This is a genomic window from Pseudomonas sp. BCA17, from assembly GCF_004519405.1.
In the GTDB taxonomy this organism is placed as follows: domain Bacteria; phylum Pseudomonadota; class Gammaproteobacteria; order Pseudomonadales; family Pseudomonadaceae; genus Aquipseudomonas.
The window spans coordinates 276,661-293,501 of record NZ_SGWI01000007.1 but is presented as its reverse complement, the minus strand read 5'-3'; the positions used below and the strand labels follow the sequence as shown (position 1 = coordinate 293,501).

The window sequence follows — 16,841 nt, the reverse complement described above, 5'->3', positions numbered from 1 at the left end:
TAGTAGGCCGCGACACAACGCATCAGGGACAACGAAGTATTTGTAGCGAAACCCTGCGTTTTTAGGCATTAAAGTCGTTTTTAATACATTCATGTCTGTAAGAGGAAGGTCACAGGGCCATCATTGACCAGATGCACCTGCATATCAGCGCCAAAACGCCCTGACGCCACCTTGCCATGCAATTGTTGCGCTTGTAACAGCAAGTGTTCAAAAAGCGCCGCTCCCAGGGCCGGAGGGGCCGCCGTGGAGAAGCTCGGCCGTAGCCCGCTCCTGGTATCCGCCGCCAGCGTGAACTGGGATACCAGCAACAAACCACCGTCGATATCCTTCAAAGACAAGTTCATCTTGCCCTCATCGTCGCTGAACACCCGATACTTGAGCAGCTTTTGCAAAAGTTTGTCGGCGCTCTCGGGCGTATCTTCGGGTTCGACGGCTACCAGCACCAGCAAACCCTGGTCGATCGCCCCCACGATCTCGCCCGCCACCTCGACCCTGGCGCCACGCACTCGTTGCAACAAGCCTTTCATGCTTCTTCAGGCGGCAAATCAAGCAGGCTGCGAGCCATTTCGCCGGTTGCACGCACCAGCGCATCAGTGATGCCTGGTTCGGACGCGGCATGCCCCGCTTCGCGAATCACTTGCAGCTCACTGTTGGGCCACGCCTGATGCAGCTCCCAGGCGTTATCCAACGGGCAAATCATATCGTAGCGGCCATGGATGATTACGCCAGGCAGATGAGCGATCTTGTGCATATCGCGAATCAGCTGGTTGGGCTCAAGGAAGGAATTGTTAGTGAAGTAATGGCATTCGATGCGGGCGATGGACAGCGCACGCTGCGGTTCGGCAAAACGCTCCACCTGCGCCGGATTCGGGCACAGGCCCAGCATGCGTCCTTCCCAGGTCGACCATGCCTTGGCCGCGTGCATCTGGGCGATCTGGTCATTGCCGGTCAGGCGCTTGTGGTAGGCGCCGAGCAGATCATGGCGCTCATCCTGAGGGATAGGCGCAAGGTAATCCTGCCAGTAATCCGGGAACATGCGGCTGGCGCCCTCCTGGTAGAACCAGTGGATGTCCTTGGGGCGAGCCAGGAAGATGCCGCGCACGATCAGGCCATGCACGCGCTCCGGGTGGGTTTGCGCGTAGGCCAGCGCCAGGGTCGAACCCCAGGAGCCACCGAACAGTACCCATTTATCGATGCCCAGGTGTTCGCGGATGCGCTCCATGTCGGCGACCAGGTCCCAGGTGGTGTTGTTTTCCAGGTTGGCGCGAGGGGTGGAGCGCCCGCAACCGCGCTGGTCGAAGGTGACGATGCGGTACAGGTTCGGGTCAAAGTAGCAGCGGCTGTTGGCGTCGCAGCCGGCGCCGGGTCCACCATGGATGAAGATCACGGGCAAGCCTTCGGGGGAGCCACTCTCATCGACGTACAGGGTGTGGATGTCATCGACGGCCAGATCGTGCCGGGCGTAGGGTTTGATCTGCGGGTACCAAGTCTGCATTGCGCGCTCCGTAGGGTGTCGGGTCCATCCCTGGGGGGACGTCTATTATTCTGCCGTCTGGCATCATAAACCCGAATTGTGCAATGAGCATGTCCTTGAGCACTTAGACCTGTGTCAGCACTTCGCTCCTCAGGAATTGCAGCAGATAGTCATACAGTCGATCCACCTCCGGCACATGGCCGCGTGCGCGCAAACAGCCATGGATCAAACCTTTGCCTGGGTACAGCACGGCGTTGACACCCGCCGCCTGCAAGCGCTCGGCATACAGCATGCCGTCGTCGCGCAGTGGGTCGAATTGGGCAACGGCGACCAGGGCGCTGGGCAAACCACGCAAATCCCCGGCCAACAGCGGCATGGCATAGGCCGATGGCTTGCCTGCACCTTGCAGGTACAGCGCCGAGTAATACTCGGTGTCATCGGTGCTGAGCAGCGGCGCGTCCATGCAATCACGGCGTGACGGCAAATCGGCCGGGCCACCCAAACCGGGGTAAATCAGCACCTGAGCCTTGGGCAGCGCATGGCCATCATCCCGCAGACCCAGGCATAACGCCGCCGCCAGGTTACCGCCGGCACTGTCGCCGATCACCACCCTGCGTTGCAGGTTGATGGAGTGCGGCCCCTGCCCTGCCTGGATGGCCTGCCACACGTCGCGGCAATCGTCATAAGCGGCCGGGAACGGATGCTCCGGCGCCAGGCGGTAGTCGACGGCGATGACCAGCACCTGCAGCGCACTGGCCAGTTCGAAGCAGATAAAATCATGGGAATCTAACCCACCGACCACCCAGCCGCCGCCGTGTATATAAAGAAGGCATGGCCAACCCTCAGCGGGAGTGGGCGCGGCCGGCAAATAGCTGCGCACACGAACCCCGGCCAGGGTGAAGTCGTCGATGTGCAAACCTTCTGGTTTCGGCGGGGTGAATGCCTGGCACATGCGCTCGTAGTGCTGGCGCAGGCCCGCCAGGGAAGCGTCGTTGCTGGTGAAGGACTCGGTCTTGGCGACAAACGCTGCAAGCTGGGGAGAAATCGGGTACATGGGCGAACATCCCTGATGATGGATCAAGTGTGAAAGGAGGCACCTTCCACATTTGGATCTTCATGTCGCTTAAGGTTTGAGGCTGGCCTGCACTGCCGCTGCGCCATCGGAGCCATCGAACGCCGTAACGCCGACCAGCCAGCGCTGCAGATCCTCGGGGTGATCGCGCAACCACTGCCTGGCAACATCCTGGGGCGCCTGGCGCTCCATGATCGGCACCATCAATTGGCTTTCCTGGGCGGCGGTGAAGGTCAGGTTTTCCAGCAACCGGTTGGCGTTGGGACAGCGCTCGGCGAAGTCCGGCGCCGTGACGGTGGAGACGGTGGCACGGCCTTCGTCAGGGCCAAACACATCTTCGCTGCCGGTGAGGTAGGTCATTTTCATATTGATGTTCATCGGGTGCGGGGTCCAACCGACAAACACCACGAACTCCTTGCGATTCACCGCGCGCTGCACCGCCGCCAGCATGCCGGCCTCACCCGACGCGACCAGCTTGAAACCGCCGAGGCCGAAGTGGTCGGTGTCGATCATTTTCTGGATATCGGTGTTGGCCCCGCTGCCGGGCTCGATGCCGTAGATCTTGCCGCCCAGCTTGTCCTTGAAACGGGCGATATCGGCGAAGGTCTTCAGGCCCGCATCCGCAACGTATTGCGGCACCGCCAGGGTGGCCTGGGCATCGGCCAGGCTGGGCTTGTCGAAGACCTTGAGCTGCTTGGCCGCCAGGAACGGCGCGATGTTATTGTCCATCGCCGGCTTCCAGTACCCCAGGAAGATATCCAGGCGCTTGTCGCGAATCCCCGCAAAGATGATCTGCTGCACGGCGGTGGTCTGCTTGCTGTCATAGCCCAGGCCGTTGAGCAGTACGTCGGCCATACCGGAAGTGGCGATCACGTCGGTCCAGCTGACCACTCCCATGCGCACGGTTTTGCAGGACGCCGGTTCTGCAGCCACCGCCTGTGCGCTGAGCAGGGCGGCACCGGTGAGGGTCAATAAAAAGCGGTTGAACAGTCTTTTCATGGAAGAAGTCTCACTCGGCAGCTTTTATTGTGGGAAGTGGCGTCTGACGCGCCGTATCCACAACCTTACCGAGCAAGAATGCTGTTAACACGAACTGCAGCGACCGGCAGTTGCACTGGAGCGACTGCAAGGCCGTCGTCGGGAGCAAGCGCCTCTCCCACATGACGGCCATGCTCACAGATCCAGATATGGGAAAGGCGCTGGTTCAGCCCCGAATCATCGGTAGTGCGCTTGGCCCCAGGACAAGAAACCTTCCAGCAACTGCTTCAACACCACGCGTGTCGGCTCAGCCAAATCCGCGCGATAACGGAATGGCTCGAACTCTTCCATATAAGTGCTCTGGCACAACTCCAGCTGTACGGCATGGATGTCCTGAGCCGGGTTGCCGTAGTGCCGGGTGATGTGTCCGCCCTTGAAGCGACCGTTCAGTACGTGGGTGTATTGCGGATGCCTGGCGCAGATAGCCTCAAGTTGAGCGGCCAGCTCAGGGTCGCAAGCGGCCCCGTTAAAGGTGCCGAGGTTGAAGTCCGGCAGCTTTCCGTCAAACAGGTGCGGGATGACCGAACGGATCGAGTGCGCATCGAACAGCAAGGCATAGCCGAACTCAGCCTTGAGCCGTGCCAGCTCTTCCTGGAGCGTGCGGTGATACGGCCCCCAGACCTTTTGCAGGTAACTGGCCCGTTCGGCCTCGCCAGGTTCGAACCCTTCTCGGAACAACGGCACGCCGTCGAACAATGTCGCCGGGTAGAGGCCGGTCGTTGCACCGGCATAGAGCGGCTTGTCATCGGACGGGCGGTTAAGGTCGATCACAAACCGCGAGTACTCAGCCGACAGGGTGCTGGCACCCAGCTCTTCGGCAAAGTCATACAACGTGGGGATATGCCAATCGGTGTCCGGCAGGCTTTGCGCTTCGGCAATCAAGCCGGCCTCGACGGCCGGCGTCAGGCGCACACCGGCGTGGGGCATGCTGATCAACAGCGGCACACGGCCTTGTTTGAATGTCAGAACCTTATCCACAACAACACTCCTCAAACGGTGACGTCGACGCCGTGGCGCACAACGCGTTTATCCAGCTCCCCGCCCAGCCAGTAGGCCAGGTCGGCGGGGCGATCGATTTGCCAGGCGACGAAGTCCGCAACCTTGCCCACTTCCAGCGAACCATGGGTGTCGCCCATGCCCAGGGCGGTGGCGGCATGTTGCGTGGCGCCGGCCAGGGCTTCTTCCGGGGTCATGCGGAACAGCGTGCAAGCCATGTTCAGCATCAGGCGCACCGACAGCGCCGGCGAGGTGCCGGGGTTGAGGTCACTGGCGATAGCGATCTTCACGCCGTGCTTGCGCAGAGCATCCATCGGCGGCAGTTGGGTTTCGCGCAGGAAGTAGAAGGCGCCCGGCAACAGTACTGCGACGGTGCCGGAAGCAGCCATGGCGATGGCGTCTTCTTCGGTCATGAATTCCAGGTGATCCGCCGACAGCGCTTGGTAACGCGCCGCCAGGGTGGAGCCGTGCAGCGACGAGAGCTGCTCGGCGTGCAGTTTCACCGGCAGGCCGAGTTGCCGGGCGACCTTGAACACGCGCTCCACCTGCTCGGTAGAGAACGCCAGGTATTCGCAAAACGCATCCACCGCGTCCACCAGCCCTTCCGCTGCCAGGGCCGGCAGCATCTCGGCGCAGATGTGCTCGATGTAGTCGTCGGCGCGGTCCTTGTACTCAGGCGGCAATGCATGGGCGGCCAAGCAGGTCGCCCGTACGCTGACCGGCAGCGCTTCACCGAGGCGACGGGCCACGCGCAGCATTTTGCGTTCGTTGACCAGGTCCAGGCCGTAGCCGGACTTGATCTCTACCGTGGTCACCCCGTCGCGCAGCAAACTGCGCAGGCGCTTATGGGCACTGGCAAACAGCTCGTCCTCGCTGGCGGCGCGGGTGGCACGCACGGTGCTGGCAATACCGCCACCCTTGGCCGCGATCTCGGCGTAGCTCACGCCTTCCAGGCGCTGCTCGAATTCACCGCTACGGTTACCGCCGAACACCGTATGGGTGTGGCAGTCGATCAGCCCGGGGGTAACCCACGCGCCTTGCAGGTCATGCACCTGAGCGTAATCCGCGGTCGGCACCTGGCTGCGGGGGCCGATCCACTCGATGAGCGAACCGGCAGTCACCATGGCGGCATCCTCGATGATCGAGTATTTGCCGTGAGCCATGGTTGCGACGTGGCAGTGTTGCCAAAGCGTTTTCATCAACGCCTCCCTAAGTTAACGATGAGACAAAACCGGGTCGTAATGGACCTTGGCCGCTTGCCCGGCAGCAGGCTTGACCCACAGCAGGTAAGCAACCACCAGCAACACGATCCATACGGCACCGACCAGCAAAGCGGCCTGGGTGTCCGGGAAGTAACCCAACACACCAAACACGAACAGCATGAACACAATGGCCGCAGCCGGCGCATAGGGCCAGAACGGCACGGGGAATTTCAGTTCGGCCACTTGCTCCCGGGTCATGGAACGGCGCATGGCGACCTGGGTGAACAGGATCATCAGCCACACCCACACGGTGGCGAAGGTGGCAATCGAAGCGATCAGCAGGAAGACGTTTTCCGGGATCAGGTAGTTGAGCACAACGCCGCCCAGCAGCGCCGCGCCCATTACCACCACGGTCATCCACGGCACGCCATGTCTGGACAACCGGGCAAAGCCCTTGGGGGCCTGCCCTTGTTGGGCCAGCCCATACATCATGCGGCCGGCGCCGAAGATGTCACTGTTGATGGCCGACACCGCCGCCGAAATCACCACAATATTGAGGATGGTCGCGGCCGAGCCGATGCCGAGGTTGCTGAATATCTGTACGAACGGACTGCCCTGGCTGCCGATCTGCGGCCATGGGTAGATAGCCATCAGCACAAACAGGGTCAGCACGTAGAACAGCAGGATACGTAACGGCACCGCATTGATCGCCTTGGGGATCACGCGTTGCGGGTCCTTGGCCTCACCGGCGGTGATGCCGATGATCTCTATGCCACCGAAGGCGAACATCACTACCGCAAACGAGGCGATCAAGCCACCGACGCCATTAGGCATAAAGCCGCCATGGGCCCAGAGGTTGCTCAGGCCACTGGCCTGGGTTTCACCGGCCGAGTGAATGCCGAACAGCATGATGCCCAAACCGCCGAGGATCATGGCGACAATGGCGCCGACCTTGAGCAGCGACAGCCAGAACTCCATCTCGCCAAACACTTTGACGTTGCACAGGTTCAGGCCGCCGATCAGAAACACGATGCCGAGCACCCAGACCCAGCGTGCTACTTCGGGAAACCAGAAGCCCATGTAGATGCCGAACGCGGTGACGTCTGCGAGGCAGACGATGATCATTTCAAACGCGTAGGTCCAACCGAGAATGAAGCCGGCCATGGGGCCCAGATAGGTACTGGCGTAATGGCCGAAAGACCCGGCCACCGGGTTGTGCACGGCCATCTCTCCGAGGGCGCGCATCACCATGAACACGGCTGCGCCGCCGATCAGGTAGGCCAGCAGTACAGCGGGCCCGGCCATCTGGATGGCTGAGGCGGAGCCGTAGAACAGCCCGGTGCCGATCGCGGAACCGAGTGCCATGAAGCGAATATGTCGAGCTGAAAGCCCGCGTTTCAAACCCTTTTCTTGCTGGTGCATTTCTCTTCCCTAATTATTTTTATCCCGAGAAAAACGCGACCTCTACTGCAGGAGCGAGCTTGCTCGCGAAAAACCTGTGAGCGCCGAGGGGAGACAGGTTTCCCGTGTCATCGTTGGCGACTTTCGCGAGCAAGCTCGCTCCTACAGTAAAGTCGGCGCTGCGTTAGAGGCTTGGCAGCAGTTTGGCCGGCACCAGCTCATTCAGGCAGCGGCTGGCGAGCAGTTCGCTGGCGGCGTTGATGTCCGGAGCGAAGAAGCGGTCCTTGTCGTAGAACGCCACTTTGTCGCGCAGGAGGCCGCGGGCCTTTTCCAGTTTCGGCGAGGTTTTCAGGCCATCGCGCAAATCCAAGCCCTGGCACGCGGCCAGCCATTCCACCGCCAGAATGCCACGGGTGTTTTCAGCCATTTCCCACAGACGTTTGCCGGCAGCCGGGGCCATCGACACATGGTCTTCCTGGTTGGCGGACGTCGGCAGGCTGTCGACACTATGGGGATGGGCCAATGCCTTGTTCTCACTGGCAAGTGCCGCCGCAGTCACCTGGGCGATCATGAAGCCGGAGTTCACTCCGCCATTGCCCACCAGGAACGGCGGCAGTTGCGACATGTGCTTGTCCATCATCAACGAGATACGACGCTCGCTCAGGGAGCCGATTTCGGCGATGGCCAGTGCCATATTGTCGGCCGCCATGGCCACCGGTTCGGCGTGGAAATTACCGCCGGAGATCACATCACCTTCCGCAGCAAATACCAGTGGGTTATCCGACACGGCATTGGCTTCCACCACCAGCACTTCGGCAGCCTGGCGGAACTGGGTCAGGCAGGCGCCCATGACTTGCGGCTGGCAGCGCAGGGAGTACGGGTCTTGTACCTTGTCGCAGTTCTGGTGCGACTTGGACACTTCACTGCTGTCGCCCAGCAGGTCGCGATAGGCCGCAGCCGAATCGATCTGCCCGCGCTGGCCGCGAGCGGCGTGGATGCGCGCATCGAACGGCGAGCGCGAGCCGAGTACGGCTTCCACGGTAAGGCCACCGCACGCCAGGGCGCCGGCGAACAGGTCTTCGCCTTCGAACAGGCCACGCAGGGCATAAGCCGTGGACACCTGGGTGCCGTTGAGCAGCGCCAGGCCTTCTTTGGCGGCCAGGGTCAGCGGCGTCAGGCCGGCGACTTTCAGCGCCTCAGTGGCTTCCAGCCACTCGCCCTTGTAACGCGCCTTGCCTTCGCCGAGCAACACCAGCGACATGTGGGCCAATGGCGCCAAGTCACCGGACGCCCCCACCGAGCCCTTGAGTGGAATGTGCGGGTACACCTCGGCGTTGATCAGCGCGATGAGCGCGTCGATCACCTGGCGGCGAATCCCGGAGAACCCACGGCTCAGGCTGTTGACCTTGAGCACCATGATCAGGCGCACCAGTGCGTCGCTGATCGGCTCACCGACGCCGGCGGCGTGGGACAGCACCAGGGAACGCTGGAGGTTTTCCAGGTCTTCGCTGGCGATGCGGGTGGAGGCCAGCAAGCCGAAACCAGTGTTGATACCGTAAGCGGTGCGGTTCTCGGCGAGAATCTGCTCCACGCAGGCGACGCTGGCTTCGATCTGCGCCGTGGCGCTGTCATCCAGGCTGAGGCTTACCGGCTGTTGGTAGATGGCCCGCAGCTGGGCAAGACTCAGTTGGCCTGGAATCAGATTTAGCGCAGTCACATTCATACTCCTTGTGAATTGTTCTTTTGAATAAGTGTTCAGTGCAAATTCGGTAACGCAGTGTCCTTGAGCAACTTGGCGGCGGCGGCGATATCCGGCGCCAGCCAGCGGTCCTGCTCGTACGCGGGGACCACTTCACGCAGCAAGCGCCAGGCACTGTCGGTGCCAGCGCCAAAGCGCTGGTCTTTCAGGAACTCAAATGCCTGGGCCGCCAGCAGGTACTCAATGGCCAGGATCTGGGTGACATTGGCCAACAGCTGATGCAGCTTGAGCGCAGCGTTGGTGCCCATGCTCAGGTGATCTTCCTGCAGGCCCGAGGTGACGAAGTTATCGAGCACCGCCGGTTGCGCCAGTTGACGGTTCTGCGCACACAGCGAGGCGGCAACGTACTGCACGATCATCATCCCGGAGTTGACGCCGGGGTTGCTGACCAGGAATGCTGGCAACCCGCTGACATGAGGGTTGATCAGGCGGTCCAGGCGACGTTCGGCCACCGAGCCGATTTCGGCCATGGCAATCGCCAGCATGTCGGCCGCTAACGCGACGGACTGGCCATGAGGGTTGGCCTGGGACACCACGCGGTAGTTGTCCGGTGTGCCGAGCACCAACGGGTTGTCAGTGGCGCTGTTGAGTTCGGTCTCGATCTGGCGGGCGGCATGATCCACTTGATCACGCGCCGCACCGTGGATCTGCGGGATCGAACGGATACTCAACGCGTCCTGGGTGCGGATGCCTTTGCTGCTGGCGATCACCTCGCTGCCATCGAGCAAGGCGCGCAGGTTGATGCCGACCTGCTGCATGCCGGGGTGCGGCTTGAGGGCGATGATTTCTTCGTCGAAGGCATCGATCTGGCCGCGCTGGGCCTCGAAACTCATGGCACCAATCAAATCGGCCCATTGCAGCAAATGATGCGCGTCGGCCAGGGCCAGGCAGCTCAGGCCGGTCATGCAAGGTGTGCCGTTGACCAGACACAAGCCGTCCTTGGCGCCCAGTACCACAGGCTGTAAACCTTCCGCGCTCAGGGCCTGTTGCGCCGCAACGATCTGCCCGCGATAGCTCACATTGCCAACCCCCAGCAAGGCCACACCGACATGGGCCATATGGGTCAGGTAACCCACCGAACCCTGGGACGGTACTTGCGGCGTGATGCCGTGGTTGAGCAGCGCCAGCAGCGAATGCACCACCTGCGGGTGCAGGCCGGACTTACCATGGCTGTAATTGATGACGGCGGCGCAAATGATCGCGCGGGTCTGCTCGTCACTCAGCATCGGGCCGACACCGCAGGCATGACTCAGCAGGGTATTGCGTGACAGCTGGCTGAGCTGCTCGCCCTTGAGCGACACATTGCACAGCGCGCCCAGCCCGGTGTTCACGCCGTAGGCGCGTTCACCGCTGGTGACGATGCGCTGCACGATGGCCTGGGCATTGTCGATCCGCGCCCAGGCCTGCCCCGACAGTTCGAGTACCGCACCGTGGCGGGCGACAGCGACGACGTCCTGCCAGCGCAATGGCGTATCGGCGATGGTGATTTTTGTTGCCTGGGACATCTTCATACCTTCTTGAATGCTTGTGCAGCCTTGCCGGCCTCGTCGCCGGCAAGCCAGCTCCTACAGATGATCGAGGCTCAGACCACCGCCGCCCGCCGCTGGACAAACCGGTCCACGTACTCATCCGCCGGCGAATGCAGGATCTCCCGGGGCGTGCCGACCTGGATCAGCTTGCCGTCCTTGAGGATCGCAATGCGGTTGCCGATGCGCACGGCCTCGTCGAGGTCATGGGTGATGAACACGATGGTTTTGTGCAGCGTCTTCTGCAGTTCCAGCAGTTGGTCCTGCATCTCGGCACGGATCAATGGGTCGAGGGCGCTGAAGGCCTCGTCCATCAGGATGATATCGGTGTCGGCCGCCAACGCCCGGGCCAGGCCGACGCGCTGGCGCATGCCGCCGGAGAGCTGGTGCGGGTACTTTTTTTCGTAGCCTTTGAGGCCCACGGTTTCGACCCAGTGCTGGGCACGTTCGGCACAGACCTGCTTGGTTTCGCCGCGCACTTTCAGGCCATAGGCGACGTTGTCGAGCACACTTTTGTGGGGCAGCAGGCCGAAGCTCTGGAAGACCATGCTGATCTTGTGTCGACGGAATTGGCGCAGGGCCTCCATGTCCAGTTGCAGGATATCTTCGCCGTCCACCAGGATCGCGCCACTGGTGGGGTCGATCAGGCGGTTGAAGTGGCGCACCAGCGTGGACTTGCCGGAGCCGGACAGGCCCATGATCACGAAGATCTCGCCGGTGCCGATGCTCAGGGACAAATCGTTCACGCCGACCACACAACCGGTTTCGGCCAGCACCTGGTCCTTGGTCTTGCCCTGGCCCACCAGCGCCAGGGCTTCCTGGGAGCGGTTGCCGAAAATCTTGAAGACGTTTTTAACTTCTATTTTGCTGACGGTAGTCATTTGCTCGCCTCATGCCGTGGACGACCATAGGCCTGGGTAATGCGGTCAATGACCACTGCAAGAATCACGATTGCCAGCCCCGCTTCAAGGCCACGGCCGACGTTGAGGGTCTGGATGCCGACCAGCACATCCTCACCCAAGCCACGGGCGCCGATCATCGAAGCGATCACCACCATGGACAACGCCATCATGGTGGTCTGGTTGATCCCGGCCATGATGCTCGGCAGGGCCAGCGGCAACTGCACGCCGAACAGTTGTTGCCAGCGATTGGCACCAAACGCGTTGATGGCCTCCATGACTTCGCCGTCGACTTGGCGAATGCCCAGGTCGGTGAGGCGAATCAGCGGCGGCGCGGCGTAGATCACCGTGGCGAAAATCGCCGGCACCTTGCCCAGGCCGAACAACATCAGCACCGGAATCAGGTACACGAAGCTGGGCATGGTCTGCATGATGTCGAGCAACGGCATCAACACCGAACGCAAGCGGTTGCTGCGCGCCGACAGGATGCCCAATGGAATGCCGATCAGCACCGAAATCACCGTGGCGACCATCATCAGCGCCAGGGTTTGCATCAGTTTGTCCCACAGGCCAACGGCGCCCACCAGGAACAGCAGACCGACGATCACCACCGTGGTTACCACTTTGCGGGTGGCGTGCCAGGCGACACCGCCGACGATGACCAGCATCAGCCACCAGGGCGCTGCGCGCAGCAAGCCTTCCAGGTTGACGATGGCCCATAGCAGGGTGTCAGAAATGTGCCGGAACACATCGCCATAGTTGGTGACCAGTGAGTCCACCCAACCGTTGACCCAGTCGGCAATGGAAAACGTAAAACTCTCAGGAAACATATCGTGCTCTCGATCCAGTGGGTTGTGGCCAGGCGCCCGGCTCGCCCCTCAGGGTAGCCGGGCACGCTTGACCTACAAGGCCGCGTCGATTTTCTTGGCTGCGTCGTCGCTCACCCATGCGTGCCAGACTTCAGGATGTTCCTTGAGGAAAACTTTCGCCAGTTTTGGCGATTCAATTCGCTCTTTAGCCATGCGCCCCAGGTTCTGGTTCAGCAAGTCGATCGGCAGGTTGACCTTCTCCAGCACAGCCACCAGTTCCGGCGCCTGCTCGTGGAAGGTCTTGGACAAGCCGACCTTGATGCTCACACTTTTATCCACACCGGGTTTCTCTTCCAGCTTGACCAGGTCGACCTGGCCCATCAGCGGCGTCGGAGACCAGTAGTAGAACAGGATCGGTTCGCCACGCTTGTAGCTCGACAGCACCGCCGCATCCAGCGCCGGGCCGGTGCCTGGGCGGAAGTTGGTGTAGGTGCTTTCAAGGCCGTAGCTTTTGAGCATTTCGGTGTTGTCCAGCTCACAGGTCCAACCGGCGGGGCAGTTATAGAAACGGCCCTTGGACGGCTCTTCCTGGTCCTTGAATACCGAGGCGTATTTAGCCAGGTCGGCGATATTTTTCAGGCCCGGCGCCTTGGGCTCGAGCTTGCGCTTGGCGTCGCCTTCGATCACGTAGCGCGGCACGTACCAGCCTTCGATAGCACCGACAATAGGCGCACCGACGCCGACGACCTTGCCGGCCTTCTCGGCTTTGTTCCAGACTTCGCTGCGGCCGACCCACTCTTCGGCAAACACTTGGATGTCATTGCTGCTCAGGGCGTTTTCCATGGTGATGGAGTTACCTGGCAGGCTGTCGGTTTTGCAGCCGTAACCTTTTTCCAGCACGGTTTGCAGAATGTCGGTGAGCAACATGCCGCTTTCCCAGTTCAGGCCGGCGAACTTCACCGGTTTTCCGGATTCGCACCAACCGGCTGCCTGGGCACCCGCGCTTGCGAGCAGGCCGGCGGAGAACAACGAGGCCAGCAAAGTCTTATTCATTTTCATTGTTGTGACGCTCCCAATCTTGAAATGGATTACGGCAGTCAGTAGGCATCCTGCCCCGTCCACGTCCCATCAGGCCTGTGCAGCCAGCCCGTTTGTCGTTGTTGGTATAGCGCCCTGCTCTACCGGCAGGATCAGGTGGTCGGGTACCGTGCCGTGCCATTTTTTTGCACACACGTAATACAGGGCTGCCGGCAGCACCAGACCGATAATCCAGGAAATGTCCACATCGCCCAGCGCGGCCACCAGGGGGCCGGTGTAGAACTTGGTGGAGATGAACGGCAACTGCACCAGCACGCCGAAGACATAGACGCTGATACCGAGCAGGTTCCAGCGGCCGTAGCGACCGTTCGGGTCGGCCAATGCCGGCACGTCATAGCGCTCGCGGGTGATGCAGTAGTAGTCCACCAGGTTGATCGCACTCCAGGGCGTAAAGAACGCCAGCAGGAACAGGATGAAAGACTTGAACGCACCGAGGAACGAGTGCTGGCCGAGCAACGCGATCAGGGTTGCCGTGCCGACGATCACCAGTACGAACACCAGGCGCTGCAGGCGCGTGACCTCCAGGCGACCACGGAAGCCGCTGATGATGGTCGCAATGCACATGAAGCTGCCGTAGGAGTTCAACGTCGAGATGGTGACCTTGCCGAACGCGATGCTGAAGTACAGCAGCGCAGCAGTGGCCCCCGTACCGCTCAAGCCAACGATGTAGGCCACTTCGTGACCGGCGAACTGCCCGTTGGACATGGCTGCGGCAAACACGCCGAGGATCATCGCCACCTGCGCGCCAACGACCGAACCCGCGCCGGCGGCGAAAAAGGTTTTCACCGACGACGTCTTGCTCGGCAGGTAACGCGAGTAGTCCGCCACGTAAGGGCCGAAAGCGATCTGCCAGGAGGCCGCGAGCGACACCGCCAGCAGGAAACTGCTCCAGCTGAAGTGGCGGATTTGCAGGAGGGCGCCGATGTCGGTCTGGCTCATCAGGCGACTGAACAGGTAGACAAAGGCGATCACCCCAATGACGCTGGCGACACGACCGATGAAGTGGATCACCCGGTAACCCAGTACCGTGACCAGCACGATGACACTGGCGAACATCAGGATGCCGACACTGTCGCTGACCCCAAACAACTGGCCCAGCGCCTGACCGGACAGCACAGTCCCGGTGGCCGTGAAACCGAGGTACATCAAACAGACCAGTACGATCGGGATAGCCGCGCCATACACGCCGAACTGCACCCGACTGGAAATCATCTGCGGCAGACCCAGCTTGGGCCCTTGCGCCGCATGCAACGCCATGACGCCGCCGCCGATCAGTTGACCGATCAACAGACCGATCAACGACCAGAACACATCACCGCCCAGCACCACGGCCAAGGCCCCGGTGACAATCGCGGTGATTTGCAGGTTGGCACCCATCCATAGGGTGAACTGGCTAAATAGACGACCATGTCTTTCCGCTTCCGGGATGTAGTCGATCGAACGCCTTTCGATCAACGGGGTGGTGTCGTTTACAGCCATGTGTGTTCAACCTCTGATGGATTGTCTTGGGTTCACCGCCGATCAAGATGTGGGAGAGGGTTTGCCCCTCCCACATTGGGTTACTTGATCATCGGCAGATTGAGGCCCTGTTCCTTGGCGCAATCGATCGCGATCTGGTAACCGGCGTCTGCGTGGCGCATCACGCCGGTGGCCGGGTCGTTGTGCAGCACGCGGGCAATTCGCTCGGCCGCTTCATCGGTACCGTCGCAGACGATCACCATGCCGGAGTGCTGGGAGAAGCCCATGCCCACACCGCCGCCGTGGTGCAGCGAAACCCAGGTTGCACCGCTGGCGGTGTTGAGCAGGGCGTTGAGCAGCGGCCAGTCGGAGACGGCGTCGGAACCGTCCTGCATCGATTCGGTTTCGCGGTTCGGGCTGGATACCGAGCCGGAATCCAGGTGGTCACGGCCGATCACCACGGGTGCCGACAGCTCGCCGCGGCGGACCATTTCGTTGAACGCCAGGCCCAGCTTGGCGCGCTGGCCCAGGCCAACCCAGCAGATACGCGCCGGCAGGCCCTGGAAGCTGATGCGCTCGCGCGCCATGTCCAGCCAGTTGTGCAGGTGGGCGTCGTCCGGGATCAGTTCTTTGACTTTGGCGTCGGTCTTGTAGATGTCTTGCGGGTCGCCGGACAGCGCCGCCCAACGGAACGGGCCGATGCCACGGCAGAACAGTGGGCGGATGTAGGCCGGTACGAAGCCTGGGAAGGCAAAGGCGTCTTCCACGCCTTCTTCCTGGGCCATCTGGCGGATATTGTTGCCGTAGTCGAAGGTCGGGATGCCCTGCTTCTGGAATTCCAGCATGGCTCTGACGTGCGCGGCCATCGACTGCTTGGCGGCCTTGATCACGGCAGCCGGCTCGGTCTTGGCGCGGGCGCGGTATTCGTCCCAGGTCCAGCCGGCCGGCAGGTAGCCGTTGAGTGGGTCGTGGGCGCTGGTCTGGTCGGTGACCATATCCGGGCGCACGCCACGCTTGATCAGTTCCGGCAGGATTTCCGCGGCGTTACCCAGCAAGGCGATGGAGATGGCCTTGCCTTCCTTGGTGTATTTGGCGATGCGTGCCAGGGCGTCGTCGAGGTCGGTGGCTTGCTCGTCGACATAACGGCTGTTCAAGCGGAAGTCGATGCTGACCTGCTGGCATTCAATGTTCAGCGAGCAGGCACCGGCCAAGGTGGCAGCCAATGGCTGAGCGCCGCCCATGCCGCCGAGGCCGGCGGTGAGGACCCAGCGGCCGGTGAGGTCACTGTTGTAGTGCTGGCGACCGGCCTCCACGAAGGTTTCGTAGGTGCCCTGGACGATGCCTTGGCTGCCGATGTAGATCCAGCTGCCGGCGGTCATCTGGCCATACATGGCCAGGCCCTTGGCATCCAGTTCGTTGAAGTGTTCCCAACTGGCCCAGTGCGGTACCAGGTTGGAGTTGGCAATCAGCACGCGTGGGGCGTTGCTGTGGGTCTTGAATACGCCGACCGGCTTGCCGGATTGCACCAGCAGGGTTTCGTCGTCATTCAGGTTAGTGAGGCTCTCGACGATCTGGTCGTAGCACTCCCAGTTACGTGCCGCACGGCCAATACCACCGTACACCACCAATTCTTTCGGATTTTCGGCCACTTGCGGGTCGAGGTTGTTCATCAGCATGCGCAGTGGCGCTTCAGTCAGCCAGCTTTTGGCGGTGAGCTTGTTACCGCGGGCCGCGCGGATTTCAACGTCACGGTATTTTGTAGGCTTGGCTTTAGAAAAATCGGTCACGACTGGACTCCTCGGCATTATGCGCGAACATGGATGGTGCGAAGGAGAGTCTTACGCACACATCTTTACTTGTACATACAAGCATATGCAATCAAGCGGCCAACTTTATGAAGGGGCACTGCAGATTTTTTTGAAGGCATGCGCAAGCCTTGAAAATCAAGACTTCGAGGCATGGCAAAATTTCTTACGAGGACGTTTTACGGGGAAGGTGTTTTGTCACGATGGCGGGGCTTTGCGCCACGCTGGGGCGTTCGGTAACAAACTGGTGCGCGGGTTGGAAACAGATTAAGACTTTTTTGTAGGAGCGAGCTTGCTCGCTCCT

At 61.3% G+C, this 16,841-nt stretch carries 14 protein-coding genes; all 14 read right to left on the bottom strand.

All coding sequences use genetic code 11. The features are described from left to right. Positions 1–89: 89 nt before the first annotated feature. Complete coding sequence (dtd, locus tag EXW71_RS24040; protein WP_134660430.1) at positions 90–527, bottom strand: D-aminoacyl-tRNA deacylase; 438 nt, start codon at positions 525–527, stop codon at positions 90–92. Next, positions 524–1,495, bottom strand: a complete 972-nt coding sequence (pip, locus tag EXW71_RS24035) for a prolyl aminopeptidase (RefSeq protein ID WP_123716247.1) — start codon at positions 1,493–1,495, stop codon at positions 524–526. The genes dtd and pip overlap by 4 nt, the downstream gene beginning before the upstream one ends. Positions 1,496–1,598: 103 nt before the next feature. After that, the gene (locus EXW71_RS24030; RefSeq protein ID WP_134660429.1) at positions 1,599–2,528 is read right to left on the bottom strand and encodes an alpha/beta hydrolase; all 930 of its coding nucleotides are present in this window, start codon (positions 2,526–2,528) and stop codon (positions 1,599–1,601) included. A 69-nt stretch (positions 2,529–2,597) separates the two neighbouring features. Continuing rightward, complete coding sequence (locus EXW71_RS24025) at positions 2,598–3,545, bottom strand: choline ABC transporter substrate-binding protein (RefSeq protein ID WP_134660428.1); 948 nt, start codon at positions 3,543–3,545, stop codon at positions 2,598–2,600. 216 nt (positions 3,546–3,761) lie between these two features. Continuing rightward, on the bottom strand, positions 3,762–4,562 hold the full coding sequence (hutG, locus tag EXW71_RS24020; RefSeq protein WP_134660427.1) for an N-formylglutamate deformylase: 801 nt from the start codon (positions 4,560–4,562) through the stop codon (positions 3,762–3,764). Between the two features lie 11 nt (positions 4,563–4,573). Next, on the bottom strand, positions 4,574–5,779 hold the full coding sequence (gene hutI, locus EXW71_RS24015) for an imidazolonepropionase (RefSeq protein WP_134660426.1): 1,206 nt from the start codon (positions 5,777–5,779) through the stop codon (positions 4,574–4,576). Between the two features lie 15 nt (positions 5,780–5,794). Beyond that, entirely contained in the window at positions 5,795–7,204 is a 1,410-nt protein-coding gene (locus tag EXW71_RS24010) for an amino acid permease (RefSeq protein ID WP_134660425.1), read from the bottom strand. Positions 7,205–7,367: 163 nt separating this feature from the next. Next, the gene (gene hutH, locus EXW71_RS24005; RefSeq protein WP_134660424.1) at positions 7,368–8,906 is read right to left on the bottom strand and encodes a histidine ammonia-lyase; all 1,539 of its coding nucleotides are present in this window, start codon (positions 8,904–8,906) and stop codon (positions 7,368–7,370) included. Positions 8,907–8,938: 32 nt separating this feature from the next. Beyond that, positions 8,939–10,447, bottom strand: a complete 1,509-nt coding sequence (hutH, locus tag EXW71_RS24000) for a histidine ammonia-lyase (protein WP_134660423.1) — start codon at positions 10,445–10,447, stop codon at positions 8,939–8,941. A 77-nt stretch (positions 10,448–10,524) separates the two neighbouring features. Next, entirely contained in the window at positions 10,525–11,349 is an 825-nt protein-coding gene (locus EXW71_RS23995) for a glycine betaine/L-proline ABC transporter ATP-binding protein (RefSeq protein WP_123716254.1), read from the bottom strand. Then, complete coding sequence (locus EXW71_RS23990) at positions 11,346–12,197, bottom strand: proline/glycine betaine ABC transporter permease (protein ID WP_123716255.1); 852 nt, start codon at positions 12,195–12,197, stop codon at positions 11,346–11,348. The genes EXW71_RS23995 and EXW71_RS23990 overlap by 4 nt, the downstream gene beginning before the upstream one ends. Before the next feature lie 72 nt (positions 12,198–12,269). After that, entirely contained in the window at positions 12,270–13,235 is a 966-nt protein-coding gene (locus EXW71_RS23985; RefSeq protein ID WP_123716256.1) for an ABC transporter substrate-binding protein, read from the bottom strand. Positions 13,236–13,304: 69 nt separating this feature from the next. Continuing rightward, a complete protein-coding gene (locus tag EXW71_RS23980; protein WP_134660422.1) occupies positions 13,305–14,753 on the bottom strand; it encodes a cytosine permease in 1,449 nt (482 codons plus the stop codon). Between the two features lie 80 nt (positions 14,754–14,833). Then, positions 14,834–16,537, bottom strand: a complete 1,704-nt coding sequence (hutU, locus tag EXW71_RS23975; RefSeq protein ID WP_123716258.1) for a urocanate hydratase — start codon at positions 16,535–16,537, stop codon at positions 14,834–14,836. Positions 16,538–16,841: the final 304 nt, after the last annotated feature.

Excerpts from the sequence above, each read along its gene's own strand:
- EXW71_RS23985 (WP_123716256.1), bottom strand. The coding sequence starts at position 13,235 with ATGAAAATGAATAAGACTTTGCTGGCCTCGTTGTTCTCCGCCGGCCTG.
- EXW71_RS23995 (WP_123716254.1), bottom strand. The coding sequence starts at position 11,349 with ATGACTACCGTCAGCAAAATAGAAGTTAAAAACGTCTTCAAGATTTTC.
- pip (WP_123716247.1), bottom strand. The coding sequence starts at position 1,495 with ATGCAGACTTGGTACCCGCAGATCAAACCCTACGCCCGGCACGATCTG.
- hutI (WP_134660426.1), bottom strand. The coding sequence starts at position 5,779 with ATGAAAACGCTTTGGCAACACTGCCACGTCGCAACCATGGCTCACGGC.
- EXW71_RS24030 (WP_134660429.1), bottom strand. The coding sequence starts at position 2,528 with ATGTACCCGATTTCTCCCCAGCTTGCAGCGTTTGTCGCCAAGACCGAG.
- EXW71_RS23990 (WP_123716255.1), bottom strand. The coding sequence starts at position 12,197 with ATGTTTCCTGAGAGTTTTACGTTTTCCATTGCCGACTGGGTCAACGGT.
- dtd (WP_134660430.1), bottom strand. The coding sequence starts at position 527 with ATGAAAGGCTTGTTGCAACGAGTGCGTGGCGCCAGGGTCGAGGTGGCG.
- EXW71_RS23980 (WP_134660422.1), bottom strand. The coding sequence starts at position 14,753 with ATGGCTGTAAACGACACCACCCCGTTGATCGAAAGGCGTTCGATCGAC.
- hutH (WP_134660424.1), bottom strand. The coding sequence starts at position 8,906 with ATGAATGTGACTGCGCTAAATCTGATTCCAGGCCAACTGAGTCTTGCC.
- hutH (WP_134660423.1), bottom strand. The coding sequence starts at position 10,447 with ATGTCCCAGGCAACAAAAATCACCATCGCCGATACGCCATTGCGCTGG.
- EXW71_RS24010 (WP_134660425.1), bottom strand. The coding sequence starts at position 7,204 with ATGCACCAGCAAGAAAAGGGTTTGAAACGCGGGCTTTCAGCTCGACAT.
- hutU (WP_123716258.1), bottom strand. The coding sequence starts at position 16,537 with ATGCCGAGGAGTCCAGTCGTGACCGATTTTTCTAAAGCCAAGCCTACA.
- EXW71_RS24025 (WP_134660428.1), bottom strand. The coding sequence starts at position 3,545 with ATGAAAAGACTGTTCAACCGCTTTTTATTGACCCTCACCGGTGCCGCC.